Source organism: Pantoea sp. X-Soil-ISGK-275, assembly GCF_059730795.1.
Window position 1 is genome coordinate 3,197,751 of sequence record NZ_AP035976.1, and the last position, 17,735, is coordinate 3,215,485.

General features: G+C 53.9%; 14 protein-coding genes. 12 read left to right on the forward strand and 2 right to left on the reverse strand.

The window, feature by feature from the left end; translation table 11 throughout:
* Positions 1-14 precede the first annotated feature (14 nt).
* The 3 genes from AC6I8A_RS14925 (at position 15) to AC6I8A_RS14935 (ending at position 4,819) form a co-directional block, all read left to right on the forward strand.
* Positions 15-2,327, forward strand: a complete 2,313-nt coding sequence (locus AC6I8A_RS14925; protein ID WP_497818723.1) for a primase-like DNA-binding domain-containing protein — start codon at positions 15-17, stop codon at positions 2,325-2,327.
* Positions 2,328-2,630: 303 nt separating this feature from the next.
* Positions 2,631-3,341 carry a lysogenic protein gene (locus tag AC6I8A_RS14930; protein ID WP_497818724.1) on the forward strand — a complete coding sequence of 237 codons (711 nt, stop codon included), beginning with the start codon at positions 2,631-2,633 and terminating at the stop codon, positions 3,339-3,341.
* Between the two features lie 623 nt (positions 3,342-3,964).
* Positions 3,965-4,819 (forward strand): PA4780 family RIO1-like protein kinase, encoded by an 855-nt coding sequence (locus AC6I8A_RS14935; protein WP_256697170.1) that lies wholly within the window; start codon positions 3,965-3,967, stop codon positions 4,817-4,819.
* Here AC6I8A_RS14935 and AC6I8A_RS14940 read toward each other — a convergent pair.
* Positions 4,786-5,703 carry a LysR family transcriptional regulator gene (locus AC6I8A_RS14940; RefSeq protein ID WP_436333369.1) on the reverse strand — a complete coding sequence of 306 codons (918 nt, stop codon included), beginning with the start codon at positions 5,701-5,703 and terminating at the stop codon, positions 4,786-4,788. The genes AC6I8A_RS14935 and AC6I8A_RS14940 overlap by 34 nt on opposite strands.
* A gap of 106 nt (positions 5,704-5,809) precedes the next feature.
* On the opposite strand from AC6I8A_RS14940, the gene AC6I8A_RS14945 reads away from it, so the two are divergent.
* From AC6I8A_RS14945 to AC6I8A_RS14955, 3 genes are all read left to right on the forward strand, one after another.
* Positions 5,810-7,129 carry a serine hydrolase domain-containing protein gene (locus AC6I8A_RS14945; protein ID WP_497818725.1) on the forward strand — a complete coding sequence of 440 codons (1,320 nt, stop codon included), beginning with the start codon at positions 5,810-5,812 and terminating at the stop codon, positions 7,127-7,129.
* A gap of 182 nt (positions 7,130-7,311) precedes the next feature.
* Entirely contained in the window at positions 7,312-7,668 is a 357-nt protein-coding gene (locus tag AC6I8A_RS14950; RefSeq protein WP_008101580.1) for a KPN_00521 family repetitive protein, read from the forward strand.
* 123 nt (positions 7,669-7,791) lie between these two features.
* The gene (locus AC6I8A_RS14955) at positions 7,792-8,451 is read left to right on the forward strand and encodes an epoxyqueuosine reductase QueH (protein WP_008101584.1); all 660 of its coding nucleotides are present in this window, start codon (positions 7,792-7,794) and stop codon (positions 8,449-8,451) included.
* Between the two features lie 133 nt (positions 8,452-8,584).
* On the opposite strand, the gene mgtA is transcribed toward AC6I8A_RS14955, so the two are convergent.
* Complete coding sequence (mgtA, locus tag AC6I8A_RS14960; protein WP_256697173.1) at positions 8,585-11,308, reverse strand: magnesium-translocating P-type ATPase; 2,724 nt, start codon at positions 11,306-11,308, stop codon at positions 8,585-8,587.
* Positions 11,309-12,045: 737 nt separating this feature from the next.
* On the opposite strand from mgtA, the gene AC6I8A_RS14965 reads away from it, so the two are divergent.
* Genes AC6I8A_RS14965 through speG form a run of 6 tightly spaced genes read left to right on the forward strand, consistent with a single transcriptional unit; the run spans position 12,046 to position 17,570 of the window.
* A complete protein-coding gene (locus AC6I8A_RS14965) occupies positions 12,046-13,614 on the forward strand; it encodes an ABC transporter substrate-binding protein (RefSeq protein WP_008101588.1) in 1,569 nt (522 codons plus the stop codon).
* Positions 13,614-14,666 carry an ABC transporter permease gene (locus AC6I8A_RS14970; protein ID WP_154181619.1) on the forward strand — a complete coding sequence of 351 codons (1,053 nt, stop codon included), beginning with the start codon at positions 13,614-13,616 and terminating at the stop codon, positions 14,664-14,666. The genes AC6I8A_RS14965 and AC6I8A_RS14970 overlap by 1 nt, the downstream gene beginning before the upstream one ends.
* Positions 14,663-15,520: an ABC transporter permease gene (locus AC6I8A_RS14975; RefSeq protein WP_008101592.1), complete on the forward strand. Its 858-nt coding sequence runs from the start codon at positions 14,663-14,665 to the stop codon at positions 15,518-15,520. Before AC6I8A_RS14970 ends, AC6I8A_RS14975 begins: the two co-directional genes overlap by 4 nt.
* Positions 15,510-16,343 (forward strand): ABC transporter ATP-binding protein, encoded by an 834-nt coding sequence (locus AC6I8A_RS14980; RefSeq protein WP_497818726.1) that lies wholly within the window; start codon positions 15,510-15,512, stop codon positions 16,341-16,343. The genes AC6I8A_RS14975 and AC6I8A_RS14980 overlap by 11 nt, the downstream gene beginning before the upstream one ends.
* Positions 16,336-17,028 carry an ABC transporter ATP-binding protein gene (locus AC6I8A_RS14985; protein ID WP_061718040.1) on the forward strand — a complete coding sequence of 231 codons (693 nt, stop codon included), beginning with the start codon at positions 16,336-16,338 and terminating at the stop codon, positions 17,026-17,028. The genes AC6I8A_RS14980 and AC6I8A_RS14985 overlap by 8 nt, the downstream gene beginning before the upstream one ends.
* A complete protein-coding gene (gene speG, locus AC6I8A_RS14990; protein WP_008101618.1) occupies positions 17,025-17,570 on the forward strand; it encodes a spermidine N1-acetyltransferase in 546 nt (181 codons plus the stop codon). Before AC6I8A_RS14985 ends, speG begins: the two co-directional genes overlap by 4 nt.
* The last annotated feature ends 165 nt before the right edge of the window (positions 17,571-17,735 follow it).

The window sequence follows — 17,735 nt, forward strand, 5'->3', positions numbered from 1 at the left end:
GGGAGGTCGAGCAGATGAAACATATTGTCTCTGACACGGTAAAAGCGGCCGCCGGATTCTGGCCGCAACTGCTGCCCGCGCTCGGCATCAGCATTCTCGCCAGCGGCAGACACGGCGCATGCCCGGTTTGCGGCGGCAAAGATCGTTTTCGCTTTGATAATCAGGACGGTCGCGGGACGTGGCACTGCAACCATTGCGGAGCCGGTGACGGCCTGAATCTGGTCGAAAAGGCGCTCGACGTCAGCGCCAAAGAGGCGGCAATCAAAATTGCCGATATGCTTGGCGCGCTGCCACCGGTATCAAAAGCACCGGTGAACACAGTTGATAAAGCAGCCGCACAATCAGAGGCCGCCGCGCGGGCGCAGACGCTGATCGCCGCCGCCGTCAGCCGCACGGATAACGCCTACCTTTTATCGAAAGGGCTGCATAGCACTCAGGCATTAACGCTCGCTGCCGGTCTGCGCTGTGGCGGTATCAGTTTTGTGGCTGGCGATCTGGTTGTGCCGTTAACCAACGAAAGCGGCAACGCCGTTAACATCCAACTAATCAGCGCCGCTGGTGACAAGCGCACCCTGCCCGGCGGACAGGTGAAAGGCGCTTATCACCTTGCAGGCGAGCCGGACAGCAAAACGCTGTGGCTCACCGAAGGCTATGCAACTGGCCTCACAGTGCAGCGCCTGATGGGGCAACCGGTTTATGTGGCACTCAGCGCCAATAACCTGCCGGCGCTTGCCGCGCAGCTACGCAAAATCAATCCTGATGCGCTGATGCTGATTGCCGCCGATCGCGACGACAACGGCACAGGCCAGCTTAAGGCAGATGAAGCCGCGAAAGCCTGCAAAGGTAAAGCCGCTTTACCGCCAGAAACCGGCGACTGGAACGACGTCTGGCAGGCACAGGGCGACATTGCGACGCAGGCGCTACTTACCGCTTTCACTCAACTCCACAAGCCAAGCCCGTTTGAGTCGGTGAGCGAGGCCGATCTCAAAGCCATGAGCGCCAGTGAAAAGGCGGAGCTACTGGTCGATCATTACGGGCAGGCGCTGGCCGTGCCGCCCGTTGGAGAGGAAATCTGCCGCTACGAGAACGGCGCGTGGCAGGTGATGCCGGTACAGACGCTGCGCCGTGAGATTGCCGCGCTGTTTCAGAAGGTGCGCGCACCGTTTTCAGCCGCCGGGATTAGCAGCGTGCTCGATACGCTCAAGCTGATGGTGCCCCAAATGGGTGAACCGGCGCGCCGTCTTATTGGTTTTCGTAACGGCGTTTTTGATACGACCAACGGCACATTCAGCCCGCACCGCCGCGAGAACTGGCTGCGCACGGTAAACAGCGTTGATTACTCTGCGCCGCGCCCCGGTGAAAATCTCGCAGACCACGCGCCTAACTTTTACCGCTGGTTAAAGCGGGCGGCCGGAAACAATGACGACAAGCAGAAGCGCATCCTCGCGGCGTTATTTATGGTGCTGGCAAACCGCTACGACTGGCAGATGTTCCTGGAGGTAACTGGTCCAGGTGGAAGCGGGAAAAGCGTATTAGCTTCGATCGCCACGCTGCTGGCTGGCCGCGATAACACCACGTCTGCCACCATCGACACGCTGGAATCATCGCGCGAACGCGCCAGCGTGGTAGGATTCTCGCTGATAATTCTGCCCGATCAGGAGAAATGGAGCGGCGACGGCGCAGGCATTAAGGCAATTACCGGCGGTGATGCGGTAGCCATCGATCCCAAGTATCGCGATCCGTACTCAACCCACATCCCGGCAGTAATTCTGGCAGTAAACAACAACCCGATGCGTTTCAGCGATCGCAGCGGTGGCGTATCACGTCGCCGGGTAATCCTGACGTTCCCGGAAGTGATACCGGCGAAAGAGCGCGACCCACAGCTGCTCGAAAAAATCAGCGCCGAGCTGGCCGTCATTGTTCGTTACCTGATGCAGCGCTTCGCGTCACCGAATGAAGCGCGCGAGCTGTTACAGGCGCAGCAAACATCCGGCGAAGCGCTGGAGATAAAACGACAGGCCGATCCGCTGGTCGATTTCTGCGGCTACCTGATGCCGCTGAGTACGCCGAACGGGCTATTTATCGGCAATGCGAATATTCGCCCGATAAATCCGAAGCGTTACCTCTACCATGCGTATTTATCATTTATGGAATCGCGTGGACATCTGCACCCGCTCAGCCTGACAGCTTTCGGCCAGGCTGTGCCGCAGATGCTTAAAGAGTACGAGCGTGTGCTTCTCAAGCGGCGAACGAATAACGGCATACAAACTAATCTGACGCTGCATGAGGACAGCGAGGCTGACTGGCTGCCCGCTTGTAGCAAGTGAGTACCATATGCTAACCGGCTAAGGCCGGTTTTTTATTTTAAGGAGGAAATCGTACATATTGGAACATTTAATAGCCTGGCAATCACAATGAGTAAATTGTGTAAGCATAGTTCTGTGTTGACAACGATAATTGACAAGTAACAAAATACTGGCTTGATAAAAATCACAAATGAAAATATTATCGAAGCATCAATATGCTTAACATCCTTTCCAAATGAATTTAGATTTAATAATTACCCGCTGACTATAAATTCAAAAAATAGAGCCATTTCACTATAAACAAAAATCTAAGGAAGAGTTTAAATGAATGTAACATTAATATCTAGCATCATCAGTGGCGTTTTTGCAATAGTTTCCGTTGCCATTTCCGTTGGAATTACTACGTACTACCAGAGTAGAGTCAATAGAATAAACAATGCAATAGAAAACAATAGGAAGCACCAATATTACCTTGAACCATTAATTCGTTCCGCGGCCGATCTGCAAAGCAGAATTTATAACATCTTAGAACTTAGATTTATTGAAACATACTACCATAATGGCACCGATAGAAATAAAGATTATGTCATATATAATACTATTTTTCTTTTAGCACAATTTTTTGCATGGACTGAAGCAGCTCGCAGTGACGTTCAGTTCCTTAATCTTGAAAATGATTCAAAGACCAGTAATCTGTCAAAATTGCAGAGTGATATATACTCATTAATGCAGACCGATAAGTATGGGAGTAATTTTATGTTTTTTGCAGGAGAACAACGAGCTATAGGTGAACAAATGTTAATTAAAATGGAGCGTGGATATAATTGCATTGGGTATGGTGAATTCATAAAAAAAGATGCATTCAGTAACGAGCTTCTATTCAATGAAATAAAAAAAGAAGTCATTAAAATGACTATAGACATTCAATTTTATCGCAAGCGATTACAGGAATTGCAGCATGCATTGATTGATCTTCTTGATTATCTTGACCCGAAACACATTAGAATCCCAAGTAAAGAACGCACTAAAATATAAAAAAAATTTAAAATTGATAATCAAGTCATAACGACGACTAACATTTAAAGGAGTATTTAAATTGGTTAATTTTTAAATACTCCTTTGCTAATTCCATGTTGCTCAAGCGCAGAACTAACCATAAAAGCCAAACAAGACTAACCAAGACCGGCCGTTTTCAAGCATTCATCACTGGGCTACGTGATCCAACATTAAGCCAGTTCAGGTCGGTCTATATGGACGCATATTAAGTGATAACTATAAGTGCATACTAGTGTACATCCCGCTTCAAACCCCTCACTACCTAAAGATATGATTTTTATAGACAAAAATCAAAAGTGAACAGTGTGAATACTTTTCCCTAAAATCATTTTTATTTGGATTTTAGGTTAGCCGTTGGTTATCCTAGCAACGCCGTTCCGGGGTATGAGATCCATTAATTGGTACACGTTTAGGTACACGGAACAAAGTTGAATTAACGAAAAACACTTAATTTCATTAACTTACAAAAATTATTCAGATTCCGCCAGCCCACCAAAATTCTCCATCGATGATTACCAGAGTCATTCGATGAAGTCCTAAGAGCCCGTATGGCGCAAGCCTTACGGGCTTTTTTGTATCTGGACTCTTTCAAGGCGACTCGCATGAAAATCCCAAACCGACTCCAGCCTCTCGTCGATGATGGCCTGGTAGATGAAGTACTACAGAGACTAAGAAGCGGCAAAGAAGCTGACGTTTATACCGTGTTAACGGGCGGCAAAATCCAATGTGCCAAAGTGTACAAGGACGCCACGCAACGAAGTTTTAAGCAGGCCGTGCATTATCAGGAAGGACGTAAAGTCCGTAACAGCCGCAATTCACGTGCGATGCAAAAAGGGTCGAAATTCGGGCGTAAGCAGCAAGAAGAAACCTGGCAAAGTGCCGAAGTGGATGCGTTATTCCGCCTAGCGAATGCCGGCGTACGCGTCCCACAGCCCTACATTTGCATCGACGGCGTATTGTTGATGGAGCTGGTCACAGACGCAGAAGGCCTGGTTGCGCCACGCCTGAGTGATGTGTTCCTCTCCAAAGAGAATGCCATGAAGGATTTCGATACCATGATCCGCAATATCGTGCGTATGCTGTGCGCCGGCATTGTTCATGGCGATCTGTCGGAATTCAACGTGCTGCAGGACGCCAACGGACCGGTCATTATCGACTTGCCACAAGCTGTCGATGCCGCCGCAAATAATCACGCAGAATCGATGTTTGAGCGCGATGTGAATAACATCACCGCCTATTACGGGCAATACGCTCCTCAAATTTTGCAAACGCGCTATGCGAAAGAGATCTGGCAGTTATATGAAGACGGAAAGCTAACGCCAGAAACGCCGCTTACCGGTCTCTTCGTAGAAGAGTTGCATGAAGTGGATATGAATTCGCTGATGGATGAGATCATCGCCGCCGAGGATGAGTTCTACGATCGTCAGCGCGCGGCTAAAGAACGCGACGAGGAATAAATGCGGCTCCACAGCTCGGGCAGGCTGGCAATAAACGCCTCGGCTATCGCATGTTTATTGCCCCCGGGATTCCATAACGTTACCAGCGTAACATTCAATCCCTGATTGCCGACTTCGGTGGGCAATAGCTGCACATTGCGCCACTGCTGAGCCTGAAAATGCATCGGCAGGAATCCCCAACCCGCACCACTTTCCAGCAAATGCTGCAGGATGGCGCGATCGTTAACGAATAGGCACTTGCCAGAAATTTGCAGGCGTCGGCTAATCTGTTCATCGTGGTGGGGATGCATTACCAACTGCGGAATTAGTGACAGATCGAGCAGCGTCACCGGCCGCTGCTGTTCGCGAAACAGCGTGTGGGCGGCGAAAAAATTAAGTTCGATGGTGCCCAGCGCCTGCCATTCCATCTCATTTCCCAACGTACGATGCTGCGCCTGGCAGATAGCAACATGCGCCGTCCCATTTTTGAGCGCCGCTTCAGCCTCATCACGCGTACAACTCCATGCGTTAAAACGGATGTTCTTCTCAGCCATATATTCAATCACAGCGTGAAGAAAAGCGTGCGGAACGAAAGGATCGTAAACCAGCACCAGTTCCTGCTCGACGGCAGCAGGCAATGCACGCGCATAGGATTCAAATGCCTGCGCCTGACGCAGGAAAAGATGCGCCTGACGATGCAGCTGTTGGCCTTTCTCCGTTAGCAGTAACCTGCGCCCTTCCCGTAAGAACAGCGTGTAACCCAACGCATCTTCAAGATAATCCAGCAAGTCACGTAACGTGGTGCGATCCTTCCCAAGCAACAGGGCAGCTTTCGAAATGCTGCCGGTTTCAGCAATCGTGGCAAAGGCTTCAATCTGCGAAAAAGAGTAGCGCAACGCGGTCATAGCAGACTCCAGAATTGAGAGGGTTTTTCCCCCATTGAGTGATTTTATCAGGGGATTAACCGTTCATATACTACTGCGTATTCACTCCTCAAGCGCAGAGAAAAAAATGCATAAACGTCTTTTACAACCCATCCTGATGGCCGCATCGCTGAGCGCGATCGCCCTTTCCTTCGCCTCGCCCTCCTTCGCAGCGGAAACACAGAATTGCGGTGGCGTAATGCTGCAATCTTGTCCGCAGCCTTTTGATAAAAAGCTGCCGGATCCGCATCAGATGCTGAGCTGGAGCCAGGCCGATCGCGTGGTGGGATTCCGCAATGATTACCGCAACTATGCGGGCGATGTGTTTCATCATGGCGATTCAACGGCTTTGAAAGCCGCCAGTAAGCCGCTGACCGACGCCTCTTACACCTTCAACGGCAAACGCTATTCGTTGTCCGACTACCTGAAAAGGGAAAATGTCAGCGGCATGCTGGTGCTGAAGAACGGGAAAATTGCCTATAAGTATCTCGGCGCAGGCAATACCGACCAGACATTATGGACGTCTCGTTCAGTGGGTAAATCGGTGGTTTCCACGCTGGTAGGTATCGCCATCAAGCAAGGTAAAATCCATTCGCTTGACGATCGGGTAACGGATTACGAGCCGGATCTCAAAGGCACCGCCTGGGATGGCGTCACGCTGAAGCAATTGATCCAGCACACTTCCGGTGTCGCCTGGAATGAGGATTACACCAATCCCAACTCTGACTTTGCGCATCTGACGCAGTGCGAAGCTCGCCCTGGCACCTACGATTGCGTGCGCAATATCATCAAGCAACTGCATCGCGCACATCCGGCGGGAGAATCCTGGTCGTACTCATCCGGCGGTGCGTGGTTGCTTGGCGATGTACTGGAGAAAGCCACCGGCATGTCAATCGCCTCCTGGCTGGAGCAATCCATTTGGAAGCCTTACGGCATGGCCAGCGATGGCGTATGGCATGCTTATGCCAAAGGCCAGCACGACGTTGGCGCACATGGCTTTAACGCCACGCTGGAAGATTGGGGCCGCTTCGGCTTGTTCATCATGAATGAGGGTCGTTTGCCAAATGGTCAGCAGATGTTGCCCGATCACTGGCTGGATGATGCATCCAACTGGACGCAGGCGCGCAACTCGCTATCCGCCGCTCATCCTGAAGGCACTTATGGCTATCAATGGTGGAACAACGCGGTTGCCGCCAATGCGCAACATGTCGCTCCCACCGCCGATAAATCGTTGAAAAATTCACTGTGGGCGCTGGGTATTTATGGTCAGGTGATTATGGTGAACCGTGCTGAAAACCTGGTGATCGTGCAATGGTCAACCTGGCCTGAAGCTGAACCAAAGATGAATGCTCAGCCACTTGAAGCCGCGCTTATGTTCAGCGCAATTGCGCAGCAGCTGGCAGATTAACGCTGCGGGGCCACCGTTAAGGTGGCTCCCTTCACTCTCTGTAACAACCTAAAATGCTATCTGGTGTCGATTTAACCAACGAAACTAGACCTTTTTCATTCCTGGTTTATTCTTAAATCTTTCCATCCCGGCCTATGCCAGGATGAATACCTGAGACGACATATTTCATGAAAGAGGGAATTATGAAAAAGACCATTATTGCACTGTCAGCCATTCTGATGGCTTCTTCGGCTTTTGCCGCGACCACACATGCAACTGATGAGACTGTCGCTAACGCGCAGGCCGGTGCTAACACCGCTAAAGAAAAACTGCATCAGGCGCAGAACGAAGGTAAAGAGCAGCAGCTCAAAGCCAAGCATGCCGCTGAAGGCAAAAGCGACAGCATGACCAGCAAAGCCAGCGAAGGGACGCAGAAAGCCTGGAACAAAACCAAAGAAGGTTCTGAGAAAGGTTGGGATGCCACCAAAGAAGGCACGCAGAAAGGCTGGAATAAAACCAAAGAAGGTGCCAGCGATCTGAAAAAGAAAGTGACTGAATAACTCTCTTTGCTGAACCAAGAGGCCGCGTTTGCGGCCTTTTTTAATGCCAGTATTTCCTCAACTTTGCATCTTCCGCGCTATCCCCTTAGACTTTACGCAACACTCCATTAACCAATAATTCTTATGTCTGACACCTTTACCCGCCAGCCGCTGCCTTTACCCAACGGTCACAACAAAGTGCTGCTGCACTCCTGCTGTGCGCCCTGTTCGGGCGAAGTGATGGAAGCGATGCTGGCTTCCGGCATCGATTACACCATCTTCTTCTACAACCCAAATATTCACCCGCTGAAAGAGTACGAGCTGCGTAAAGAGGAGAATATCCGCTTTGCCGAGCAGTTTGGTGTGCCCTTTGTTGATGCCGATTACGATAAAGACAATTGGTTTGAGCGGGCGCGCGGCATGGAGTGGGAACCGGAACGTGGCGTGCGCTGCACCATGTGTTTCGACATGCGCTTTGAACGCACCGCGCTGTATGCACATGAAAACGGCTTCCCGGTGATCACCAGTTCACTCGGTATTTCGCGCTGGAAGAATATGCAGCAGATCAACGACTGCGGCGTGCGTGCGGCGGCGCACTATCCGGATATGCTTTATTGGGAATTTAACTGGCGTAAAGGTGGCGGCTCGTCACGCATGATTGAGATCAGCAAGCGCGAACGCTTCTATCAGCAAGAGTATTGCGGCTGCATATATTCGCTGCGCGACAGCAATCGCCATCGCGTAGCCAGCGGCCGCGAGCGCATTGAAATCGGCGTGCAGTATTACCAGCCAGACGAAGAGTAAAGAAAAGGGCAGGAAATCCTGCCCTTTTTCGTTAACGAAACACCAGCGTTAACACCACGATGACGATCATCATCAGTATCAGGTGAAACACCACCTTATTGAGATTGCGGTTACGCATTTCGCCTCCATGTGTTTAAAACCACTGACCAAAACGCTTGATGTAGAGCATTTTCATGCCCTGCGCGACCACGCAATAACCGAGCAGCGTTGCGACCAGCCATGGGAAGTAAGACCACGGCAGCGGTACCAATCCCACCATCGCGCCCAGCGGTGAGAACGGCAGCAGAATACCGGCGATCATCACACACGCAGTGGTCAGCAGCACCGGCAGCGCTGCACGGCTCTGGATAAACGGAATCTTTTGCGTGCGCAGCATGTGCACCACCAGCGTCTGCGACAGCAGGCCTTCAATAAACCAGCCGGACTGGAACAGCGACTGCATTTCTGGCGTATTCGCCGCGAACACGTACCACATCAGCGCGAAGGTGGTGATATCGAAAATCGACGACGTTGGCCCAATCCACAGCATAAAGCGTTTGATATTACGCGCGTCCCATTTACGCGGTTTGCGCAGGAACTCGCGGTCCATTTTGTCCCACGGCAGCGCCAGCTGGGACAGATCGTACATCAGGTTCTGAATCAGCAGATGAATCGCCAGCATCGGCAGGAACGGAATAAAGGCGCTCGCCACCAATACCGAGAACACGTTGCCGAAGTTGGAGCTGGCGGTCATGTTCAGGTACTTGATGATATTGCCGAAGGTTTCGCGTCCCTTCATGACGCCCTCTTCCAGCACCATCAAATCTTTTTCCAGCAGGATGATATCGGAGGACTCTTTGGCGATATCCGCCGCGCTATCCACGGAAATCCCAACATCGGCATCGCGCAGCGCCGGGGCATCATTAATCCCGTCGCCGAGGAAGCCCACGGTATGCCCTTGCTGTTGCAGCGCGCGCAGAATGCGTGATTTTTGCAGCGGCGTGAGTTTAGCGAATACCGAACTCTGCGCGGCGGCATCGGTCAGCTGCTCGTCGCTCATCAGGGCAATCTGGTCGCCGGTGATGATGGCGCCGCTGTCGATGCCAACCTGCTGGCAAATGCGCGCGGTGACCACCGGATTATCGCCGGTCAGCACTTTGACGCTGACGCCATTGTCGCGCAGCGCGCTGATGGCTTTGGCGGCGCTCTCTTTCGGTGGATCGAGGAAAGTCAGCAGCCCTTCAACCGTTAACCCTTGCTCATCCGCCACGCTCAGCGGCTGTTGTAAACCCGGCTCCGCCAGCACGCGACTCGCCACCAGCAGCACGCGGAAACCCTGCTCATTATATTGATGTGCCAGCGCCAGCAGTTCTGCGCGACGCGTTTCGTTCAGCGGCTGCACCAGTTTGCCTTCACGCTCGGCAGTCGCGATGCTCAGCATCTCTTCCACCGCGCCTTTGCAGATCAACATCTGTTGATTGAGACGACGATCGCGCACCACCACCGAAACGCGACGGCGAATAAAATCAAACGGCAGTTCATCCACTTTAATATAGGTGTCGCCCACCGCCTCGCTGACGCGGTTTTTGCCGTACTGCAAAATGGCGCGATCCATCAGATTCAACGTGCCACTTTGATAGTGGCTGTTGAGCCAGCTCAACATCAGCACGCGAGAATTCTCCACGCCAGCACAATCCAGATGATGCTCCAGAATGATGTTGTCCTGCGTCAGCGTGCCGGTTTTATCGGTGCAGAGAATATCCATCGCGCCGAGGTTTTGAATCGCGTTCAGGCGTTTGACGATCACTTTACGCCGCGACATGGCGATGGCGCCTTTCGCCAGATTCGAGCTGACGATCATCGGCAACATTTCAGGCGTCAAACCTACCGCCACCGCCAGCGCAAACAGCGAAGCATCCAGCCAGTCGCCTTTGGTCAAACCATTAATCAGCAACACCACCGGCACCATCACCAGCATGAAGCGGATTAACAGCCAGCTCACGCTGTTGACGCCGCGGTCAAAGGCGGTTTGTGAGCGGTTACCCACAATCGATTTCGCCAGGCTACCGAAGTAGGTTTCACTGCCGGTTGCCACCACCACCGCTTTGGCGCTACCGCTGGACACGTTAGTGCCCATCAGGCAGACGCTGCCGAGTTCCAGCAGCGATGTGCCCTGCTCGCTGGCCCCGCTGCTTTTACTGGTGACGTGGCCGGTGACGTCATATTTCTCAACCGGTAACGATTCGCCGGTCAAAATCGCCTGGCTGATAAACAGATCGCGTGAATCCAGCAGCCGCACATCGGCAGGCACCAAATCTCCCGCGGACAGATAAATGATGTCACCCGGCACCAGCGTGGCGATATCCACTTCCTGTTTGAGCGGCGCTTGCTGCGCTGACTCACGACGCAGCACCGTTGCGGTGGTGCGCACCATTGATTTCAGCGCCTGCGCCGCTTTGTTGGTGCGGAACTCCTGCCAGAAGCGCAGCAAACCGCTGAGCGTTACCATCGTCACAATGATGATGACACCGGTCAGATCGGTCTCCTCGCCGTTGCGCAGCGGCAGCCAGAAATCAGTGAAAAAGCTCACCAACGCCAGCGCCATCAGGACATAGATAAACGGATTGTTGAACGCCTGCAGCAACTGCAATAACGCCGGTGGCGCTTTGTCGTGTTCAACCTGATTGCGGCCATACACGTCTAAACGTGCCTCGGCTTCACGTTCACTCAGGCCAAGCGCATCGCTGCGCAGACGCACCAGCGTTTCGTCGGCAGTGAAGCCGGCTTCATCTTCAATCAGGTAACGCGGTGTTTTTTGACGCGGCTGGCGCGTGGTATTCCAGGCTTTTTTTTCCTGGTTGAGTTTCATGTCAGTCATGGTGACATTCCTCTTTATTACGGCAATAAAAATCCCTGCGTGCGTGGCACACAAATTAAATTAACGGCAATGCTTTTTTAAATTAAAAATAACCTGTCGGGAATTTCCATATCACCTCCCGGAAATTAAAGACGAAAAGAGTCGCTCGAAAAATAACGAGTAATAAATAAAGACGAAGGTAAACACCACGCAATCGAACAGCGAAAAGCTGTCTAATGCGCAGCGCAAATCAGCACGCTGAGGTTCAGCGCGCGTATCGAGGCGGAGGGAAAAGTGTGTTAAAAATCATGTGCATGATGATCTTCCCACGGGTTTTGGCCCGTTACAGTGTCGTTTTAAGGGAACAATCATCAGAAAAGGGAGGATTGCTGCCCGCCAGGATGGCAAGCAGCGACAAAAAAGTTCGCGCGTCAGCTTGCCTTGTGATGCCAACTAAAAGGGTGACTGTCCAACTGAACTCTCCTGCTTTGAAATTGCGGCCATTATATTCTCGGAAGGAACGAAGTAAAGTTAATTATCGGTTAATCACAGAACATTTATATTTCGTTGCAGTTGAGTTGATATATCCCATTTCGGTCGCCATAAATGGCGACCCTACGACGGCCATGCAGCCTACCTTCCTTATAACTGAACCACCCGACTTAGATCATTAATGCATATGCATAGCCTGAAATTGACTATTCTTCACTGCTGCGCTCTCGTAAACTCGCGTTACTTTTTTTAGGCAAGGAAACAACATGAAAAAAATTATTCCCTCACTGCTAGCGTTATCGCTGGTAGCCGCCTTCTCTGTTCAGGCAGCGACGCCGAAAGATACGCTGGTTATTGCCCAGTCCACCGACGATGCCGACAGCTTCGATCCCGCGCAGGGCTTTGAGCTCACAACAGTGCAAGCATTCACTAACATTTATCAGCGCCTGGTTCAGTCCGATCCCACCAATCCAACCGATTTAAAACCAACGCTGGCGACCTCCTGGCAAGCGGGCAGCGATAATCGCAGCCTGACCTTTGAACTGCGCAAAGGCGCTCAGTTCGCCAGCGGCAATCCGTTGCGTCCGGAAGATGTGATCTTCTCGCTGGGCCGCGTGGTGAAACTCAACCTCGATCCCTCCTTTATTCTTACCCAACTTGGCTGGAATAAAGACAACGTCGATACCTTCCTGAAGAAGGTTGATGACAACCACGTACAGATCAGCTGGAGCGCCAACGTCAGCCCGGCGTATGTCCTCAGCCTGCTCTCCGCGCCGGTCTCTTCGATTGTTGATGAGAAAACCGCGCAGGCCAACGCGAAGAACGGTGACTTCGGCCACGCGTGGCTCGGCACCCACTCTGCCGGTAGCGGCCCGTATCAGATTCGTAAAGTGGTGCTGCATGAAGCGATTCTGCTGAGCGCCAACCCAACCTCTCCGGCGGGCGCACCGAAGCTGAAAAACATCCTGATCAAAAACGTGCCGGAACCGGCTGCGCGTCGTCTGCTGCTGGAACAGGGCGATGTGGATATCGCGCGTAACCTCGGCGCGGATCAGATTGCCTCGCTGAAAGGCAAAGCGGGCGTGAAGACCGAAGCGATCCCGATGGCATCGCTCTATTACATCCAGTTCAACATTGGTGAGAATCCGGTACTGAAGAACCCGGCGCTGTGGGAAGCGGCTCGTTACCTGTTCGACTATAAAGGTATCGCTAATGACCTGCTGAAAGGCCAGTTCGACGTGCATCAGACTTTCCTGCCGAAAGGTTTCCTCGGCGCAATCAACGACACGCCATACACTTACGATCCTGAGAAAGCCAAAGCGATTTTGAAGAAAGCCGGTCTGACCAACGTCAGCTTCAAGCTCTCCACCAGCAATCAGCCGCCTTACCTCGACATCGCGCAGGCGCTGCAGGGCAGCTTTGCTAAAGGCGGCGTGAAGGTTGAAGTGCAGCCTGGCTTGAGCTCTGAAGTCTCTACCCGCGTGAAGGCGCACAAATACGAAGCCACCCTGAACGCCTGGGGCGCAGACTATTTCGATCCAAACACCAACGCCGCGTCCTTCGCTTACAACCCGGAAGATGGCAGCAAAACCGTGGCTTACCGTTCTGACTGGCATATCCCAGAGCTGAACAAGCAAACGCTGGCCGCCACCGCCGAGAGCGATAACAACAAGCGCGTTGAACTTTATCAGGCGATGCAGCGTGAAGTGCTGAAAAACTCGCCGTACGTGATTGGCTTGCAGGCGAAAAACCTGATTGCGCTGCGCGACAATCTGCAAGGATATGTGCAGGGCATCAACCCAGACATGGTCTATTACTCGCAGGTTTCTAAGTAATGGCAGTGTCAGCTTCACAGGCCGGGTTCGCCCGGCCACTCTGGCAACGCGTTAGCCACCTCGTTACCAGCCTGCTTTCGCTGCTGGTGACGTTGGTCGGTTTGTTAGCGTTCACTTTTATGCTGTCGCACCTGTCGCCTGTCGATCCGGTGCAGCAGATCGCCGGCGATCACGCCAGTGAAGCCACTTACGCGCAGGTGCGCCACGATCTCGGCCTCGATCAGCCGGTGCTGGTGCAGTTCTGGCGCTATATCAGCCATCTGGCGCGCGGCGATCTCGGCTTATCGCACCTGACCAATCAACCGGTCAGCGCCGACCTGATGCGTACCTTCCCCGCTACCATTGAGCTGGCCACCTGCGCGATGATTTTTGCCGCAGTGTTTGGCATTGCCCTGGCGCTGCTGGCGGCGTGGAAACCGGGCAGCATTATCGATAACGTGGCGCGTTTTGTGTCGCTGCTTGGCTACTCGGTGCCGGTGTTCTGGCTCGGCCTGCTGGGTTTGCTGCTGTTTTACGCCGTGCTGCACTGGTCTGCCGGACCGGGCCAGCTCGATGACATCTGGATCTACACGCTGGAGCCGAAAACCGGCTTTGTGCTGATTGATAGCTGGATGTCCGGCGATCCCGAGATGTTCCGCAATGCGATTGCCCATTTGTGGCTGCCGGTGGTGATTCTCGGCCTGCTGGCGATGGCGGGTATTACGCGCCTGCTGCGCGCGGCGCTGCTGGAAGAGAGCAGCAAAGAGTACGTGGTGCTGGCGCGCGCCAAAGGTGCCAGCCGTGGCCGCATTTTGCTGCGGCATATTTTCCCCAACGTGCTGGGCACGCTGATTACCGTTATCGCCCTCTCCTACGCCACGCTGCTGGAAGGTTCGGTCTTGACCGAAACGGTTTTTGCCTGGCCTGGCGTCGGTCGCTACATGACCAACGCGCTGTTTTCCTCTGATGTACCGGCGATTCTCGGCTCGACCTTGCTGATTGGCAGCTGCTTTATTCTGCTCAACGCGCTGGCCGATGCCCTGACCTGGTTAACCGATCCGAGAACCCGATGACTCAACAACTCTCTGAACTGGAAACGCTGCGTCCACGCCGCCGACGCGCGCGCGTGACCTCACTCACCATCGGCCTGACGCTGGTGCTGATTGTGGTGGCGATGGCGTTGTTCGCGCCGTTGCTGGCGCCTTTCGATCCCAATGCGCAGATCATCTCCCAGCGTTTGCAGGCGCCGTCGGCGCTGCACTGGTTTGGCACCGATGGCTTTGGCCGCGATCTGCTGTCACGCGTGATTTACGGCGCGCGCCCAACGCTGCTGCTGGTGTCACTGATTCTGGTGCTGACCATTCCGGTTGGCCTGCTGGTCGGCATCACCGCCGGTTACGTGGGCGGCTGGACCGAGCGCGTGTTGATGCGCATTACCGATATCTTCCTGTCGCTGCCAAATCTGGTGATCGCGCTGGCGCTGGTCGCCATGCTCGGCCCCGGTTTGATGAATGGCGCGCTGGCGCTGGCGCTCACCAGCTGGCCGCCGTTTGCCCGTCAGGCGCGTGCGGAAACGCTGGCGCTGCGCCGCAGTGATTACCTCGCCGCCGCGCGCATGCAGGGCATCACCGGCTTGCGCCTGATGTTTGGCCACATTCTGCCGCTCTGTATGCCAACGGCGGTGGTGCGTGCAGCGCTGAGCCTCGGCGGCATTATTCTCTCGGCCGCTGGCCTCGGCTTCCTTGGCATGGGCGTACAACCGCCTACCGCCGAATGGGGTTCGATGGTGGCGGAAGGCAGTAAAGTGATCTTCGACCAATGGTGGGTAGCCGCCGCACCCGGCGGCGCGATTCTGTTCGCCAGCCTGGCGTTTAACCTGACAGGCGATGGCCTGCGTGACCGACTGGATACTCGCCATGCCAAATGATCTGTTAATTGATGTACAAGGCCTGACGATTCGCAGCGATGATGCGCTACTGGTCGATAACATCGGCTTTCAAATTGGCCGCGAGCGCGTGGCGTTGGTAGGGGAATCCGGTTCCGGTAAATCACTCACCGCGCGCACGCTGATGGGCTTGCTGTCGCCTTCGCTGCATTTGCAGGCCGAGCGTTTGCAGATTGTCGGCACCGATGCGCTGAGCCTGCGCGAACGCGACTGGATCCAGCTGCGCGGTAGCAAGGTGGCGATGGTGATGCAGGATCCGAAATATGCGCTCAATCCCACGCGCACTATTGGCTGGCAGGTGGAAGAACCGCTGGTGCTGCACCACAAACTGAGCCGCGCCGAGCGTAAAGAGAAAGTGTGCGAGATGCTGGATGCGGTGGGTCTGCCCGATCCGCATCAGTTGATGAAACGCTATCCGCATCAACTCTCTGGCGGCATGGGCCAACGCGTGATGCTGGCGATCGCCCTGATCACCGATCCTGAACTGCTGATCGCCGATGAACCCACGTCGGCACTCGATCACGCAATGCGCGATCAGGTACTGGCGCTGATTCGTCGTCTGGTTGAGCAGCGCAACATGGGTTTGCTGCTGATCAGCCACGATCTGCAACAGGTTTCCGAGCACTGCGAACGTGTGATGGTGATGTATCAGGGCCGCGTGCTGGATACCTTGCCGGCGTCCGAACTCTCCAACGCCAGCCATCCTTACACCAGCACCTTGTGGGCCTGTCGTCCGAGTAAAGCCACACACGGCGAGCGCTTGCCGGTGCTGGATCGTGCAGCACTGGAGAAGAGTGATGATTGAGTTATCGAACCTCAGCGTTTCGCACAAGCAAGGTTACGAGCTGCGCACCGTAGTGCACGATGTGTCGCTGCAGGTCGCGGCCGGTGAGTGTTTTGGTCTGGTTGGCCCGTCCGGCTGCGGCAAGTCGTCGCTGCTGTGGGTGCTGGCGGGATTGAATCCGCACTGGAGCGGCAGCATGTCGCTGGCGGGCACCGCCGTGCAGCCCGGCAAAGCGTTTACCGGCCAGCTGCGCCGCGATGTGCAGATGGTGTTTCAGGATCCCTACGCTTCGCTGCATCCGCGTCATCGCCTGCGTCGCACGCTGGCGGAACCGCTGAAAATGCTTAAGCGTGATAACATCGACGACCGCATTAATGCCGGGTTCCGCCATGTCGGGCTCGATCCGGCGCTGGCGGATCGCTATCCGCATCAGCTTTCAGGCGGTCAGCGTCAGCGCGTGGCAATCGTGCGCGCCCTGCTGCTGGAACCGAAGATCCTGCTGCTGGATGAGCCGACCTCGGCGCTGGACATGTCGGTGCAGGCCGAGATCCTCAACCTGCTCAACGATCTGAAGCAGAAAGATGGGTTAACCATGGTGCTGGTCAGCCACGATCCGGATGTGATCGATCACATGTGCGATCGCGCAGCGCGCATGGCGCAAGGCCGCATCGTGGAACAACATTCAACAACAAGGAACACCGTATGACGGTTAAGTTACGTCCGCTGGAGCGGGAAGATTTACGCTTTGTGCATCAACTCGATAACAACGCCAGCGTGATGCGTTACTGGTTTGAGGAGCCGTACGAAGCCTTCGTCGAGCTTTCTGATCTGTATGACAAACACATCCACGATCAAACCGAGCGTCGCTTTGTGGTGGAGCATGATGGACACAAAGCCGGTTTGGTGGAGTTGGTCGAGATTAATCACGTGCATCGCCGCGCTGAGTTTCAGATCATTATCGATCCTTCACATCAGGGCAAAGGCTTAGCCACGAAAGCGGCAAAGTTAGCGATGGATTACGGCTTTTCGGTGCTGAATCTCTACAAACTCTATCTGATTGTCGATGAAGAGAATAAGAAGGCGGTGCATATCTACACCAAGTTGGGTTTTGAGGTGGAAGGCGTACTAAAGCACGAATTTTTCATCAACGGCGAATACCGCAACACCATTCGCATGTGCATTTTCCAGCAGCAGCATCTGGCGCAGCATAAAAGCGCCAATGCGATGGTGAAGCCAACCGCGCAGTAATCATTGTCTATGCATTCATGCGCACCAGGTCGCCATGAATGGCGACCCTACGGGGTTTGTGGCGATGGTGAGTCAGAAAAACGCATTGTCGCTGCAGCGACGGTGTTGAGGCGACATCCCAAACCGCTGAGCGAATGAGGGATTCCAGGGCGAGCCGCATGGATG

Coding starts and splice junctions, on each gene's coding strand:
- mgtA (WP_256697173.1), bottom strand. CDS start 11,308: ATGACTGACATGAAACTCAACCAGGAAAAAAAAGCCTGGAATACCACG.
- AC6I8A_RS14975 (WP_008101592.1), top strand. CDS start 14,663: ATGACTCAACAACTCTCTGAACTGGAAACGCTGCGTCCACGCCGCCGA.
- AC6I8A_RS14950 (WP_008101580.1), top strand. CDS start 7,312: ATGAAAAAGACCATTATTGCACTGTCAGCCATTCTGATGGCTTCTTCG.
- AC6I8A_RS14940 (WP_436333369.1), bottom strand. CDS start 5,703: ATGACCGCGTTGCGCTACTCTTTTTCGCAGATTGAAGCCTTTGCCACG.
- speG (WP_008101618.1), top strand. CDS start 17,025: ATGACGGTTAAGTTACGTCCGCTGGAGCGGGAAGATTTACGCTTTGTG.
- AC6I8A_RS14925 (WP_497818723.1), top strand. CDS start 15: ATGAAACATATTGTCTCTGACACGGTAAAAGCGGCCGCCGGATTCTGG.
- AC6I8A_RS14980 (WP_497818726.1), top strand. CDS start 15,510: ATGCCAAATGATCTGTTAATTGATGTACAAGGCCTGACGATTCGCAGC.
- AC6I8A_RS14955 (WP_008101584.1), top strand. CDS start 7,792: ATGTCTGACACCTTTACCCGCCAGCCGCTGCCTTTACCCAACGGTCAC.
- AC6I8A_RS14935 (WP_256697170.1), top strand. CDS start 3,965: ATGAAAATCCCAAACCGACTCCAGCCTCTCGTCGATGATGGCCTGGTA.
- AC6I8A_RS14970 (WP_154181619.1), top strand. CDS start 13,614: ATGGCAGTGTCAGCTTCACAGGCCGGGTTCGCCCGGCCACTCTGGCAA.
- AC6I8A_RS14985 (WP_061718040.1), top strand. CDS start 16,336: ATGATTGAGTTATCGAACCTCAGCGTTTCGCACAAGCAAGGTTACGAG.
- AC6I8A_RS14965 (WP_008101588.1), top strand. CDS start 12,046: ATGAAAAAAATTATTCCCTCACTGCTAGCGTTATCGCTGGTAGCCGCC.
- AC6I8A_RS14945 (WP_497818725.1), top strand. CDS start 5,810: ATGCATAAACGTCTTTTACAACCCATCCTGATGGCCGCATCGCTGAGC.
- AC6I8A_RS14930 (WP_497818724.1), top strand. CDS start 2,631: ATGAATGTAACATTAATATCTAGCATCATCAGTGGCGTTTTTGCAATA.